Origin of the sequence: Paraclostridium sp. (assembly GCF_051657365.1) — a bacterium.
Classification (GTDB): Bacteria; Bacillota; Clostridia; order Peptostreptococcales; family Peptostreptococcaceae; genus Paraclostridium.
In genome coordinates this window covers 1-2,580 of the sequence record NZ_JBOFKN010000067.1, presented here as the reverse complement: position 1 = coordinate 2,580, position 2,580 = coordinate 1, and the positions used below count along the sequence as shown (strand labels likewise).

The following is a 2,580-nucleotide window of genomic DNA, read 5'->3' as shown; positions in this document are numbered from 1 at the left end:
ATAATGGAAGTTTTGAAATAGGAAATAGTAATCAGAGCTATGATACAGCAAACTATTTTATGATTTTAGCTTGGTTAGGTTATTCAAAAGAGCTGTATAAATTTAATGATCAAACATCATTAACATTTAACTTTACTGGAGGATTTGACCCATATATTTCATCTAACAGAAGTGCTGCATGGGATCCCTTCATTGTAGGAAACCAAATGTATGAGTGGTTAGGACCTGCAGTAGATAGTGGAAATTATAAAGATACTTATTCAGTATTTGCTTTACCTCAATTAGAATTAACTTATAATTATACTGATGATTTATCATTCTCTATTTTTGCACAAGTTAAGTACTCAAACCAAGTCTGGGGAAATACAGAGAAAGATTGGAAATTACAACCACAAAGTGGAGTTAGCGTAGTATATAATTTTTAAAAAGTTTTTTAATTTAGGAGGATTAGAGTGTTATTTAATAAGTTAACAAATTATCAAAAGCATGAAGTTTTTAAAAATGTTTTTGGTCCATATGTGTCAGTTATTATTGCACAATATTTTTCACTAGATTATGAATATTCAGCTGCTACAATTTGTATATTGAGTTTACAAAGCACAAGAAAGTCCTCTTTTAGAAGTTCAATGGAAAGAATAATAGCTGCTTCTTTTGGAGTTCTTTTATCTGCTATTATTATTAAAATATGTAATTATAACTCAATATCCTTAGCAATATTTTCTGCTATATTTTTACCAATTTGTATAAGATTTAATTTAATTCAAGGGTTTTTTACGAATATTGTTTTAGCAACTCATTTTTTATTAAAAAAGGATACAGATTTTTTATTTATTCTAGATCAGTATTTTTTATTGATTATAGGAATAGGTATTGCTATTTTTTTTAAACTATATATGCCGAGTCAAAATAATGAAATTTTAAGTAGACTTGATGAAATTGATTCTATTATGAAAGATATTTTCTTAGTGTTTTCAAAAAAGGTAAAATATAAAAAGATATTAGAAAAAACAATATTTTTAGAAGAAGATGAGCTTTTTCAAGAAGTAAAGAATCAACTAGATGAGTGTAAAATTTTAGTTCAAGTTGAAAAAGAAAATAATTTTTTTTTCAAAGAGAAAAATATTGATAAAAATTACAATAATAAATATTCAGAATATTTATCATTGATAAAGATCAATGATTGCTTAAAAGAAGTTAATTTAGAACGTATAGTGTCAGAAGAAATTCAATATATTTTTATAGAATTATCATCAAATAAAGAAAATGAGTATACTTATAATTTACTTTTAAAAAAAATAGATATATCTAAAAAATTAATTGAAAAAAATATTTTAAAAGATGATTTATCTTTCGAAATAGAAAGTAGTTATTTTAGATTGATTAGAAATCTTGAGCTTTTTATAGAACTAAAGAAAAATAATATGGAATTTAATTAAAAAACACAAAAAAAAAGAGGTGAAATGAAAATATTTTTTATAAAAAATGTTTTCTAAAAATGTTTTTAAACAAAAAGTCGTTACAAATTTTAAATATTTTTTTAACCTTAAAAAAATATAATATTTTGGAATTAGAAGTAATTTTAAAATTGAAAAGAAGATCTATTATGATGAATGTAGATACAATAAATATGTTTTTAAAAAACTATAAGATTAATGGAATAATAAAAGAAGAGAATTATTTATATATAGATGAAAGAGAATTTATAAAAATAAAAAAATTGTTAACCCATGCTCCTCTTAGGCCTATTGAAAGAAGGGACTACATACTTTTGAAATTATTTTTTACTAATAAAATTAGGTTAAATAGTAATTTTATAGAGTTAAATTTAACTCGTAGAACTTTAAATTATGATATAAATAAATTAAAAGATTATTTAAAAAAATATAATTTAGAATTAAATAGTTTACCATCAAAGGGTATTTTTTTAGTAGGAGAAGAGAAAACAATAAGAGAATTATTTGCAAATTATTTAACAAAGTATTTAATAGAAAAAAATAGTTGTCATAAATTATTTATAAATTTAATTAATGATAATATTGATAAAAAAGAAATTAAATTAATAGAAAAAATTGTTTTAAAATTACTAAATAGAATGAACTTAAAACTGCCAAAAGAATACTTTTATAAAATTGTATCAATAATATTAGTTCATGAAATTAGAGAGAAACAAATTGAATTTAAAACTCAAAATTACGTTACTTCAAAAAAATTAATAAAAAATAAACATTATGATTTATTAAGCAATTTTTTAAAAACTAGTGGATTAGATAAATTAAAAATATATGAATTAGATTTAATTTCAGAAATTTTTCTATATTTTGATAAAGAAGTATATGAAGAATACTTAGAAGATGAAGTGAAAATATTTTTAGAAAATTTAGAAGGAAAATTAAATCAAAAAATTAGTCTTGATAGTGAGTCACTAATGAAACTATCAAATATTATACGAATTGGAAAATTTAAAACAGAATTTAATTTTATAGACAACGAAGAGAATCATAAATTTGAAAAAAATTATAAAAAATATTATATATATATAACTCATGTTATTAGAAATATTATACCAAAATTTTATGTAGA

The 2,580-nt window shown here is 20.8% G+C and carries 3 protein-coding genes; all 3 read left to right on the top strand.

The features are described 5' to 3' along the window. A partial coding sequence (locus tag ACRCYC_RS04300) for a FomA family porin-like outer membrane protein (RefSeq protein WP_438617951.1) occupies positions 1-425 on the top strand: 425 nt, incomplete at its 5' end. Positions 426-452: 27 nt separating this feature from the next. Next, a complete protein-coding gene (locus ACRCYC_RS04295) occupies positions 453-1,436 on the top strand; it encodes an aromatic acid exporter family protein (RefSeq protein WP_438506463.1) in 984 nt (327 codons plus the stop codon). A gap of 167 nt (positions 1,437-1,603) precedes the next feature. Next, positions 1,604-2,580 (top strand): helix-turn-helix domain-containing protein (locus ACRCYC_RS04290; RefSeq protein WP_438617950.1); only part of this gene is annotated, 977 nt, incomplete at its 3' end.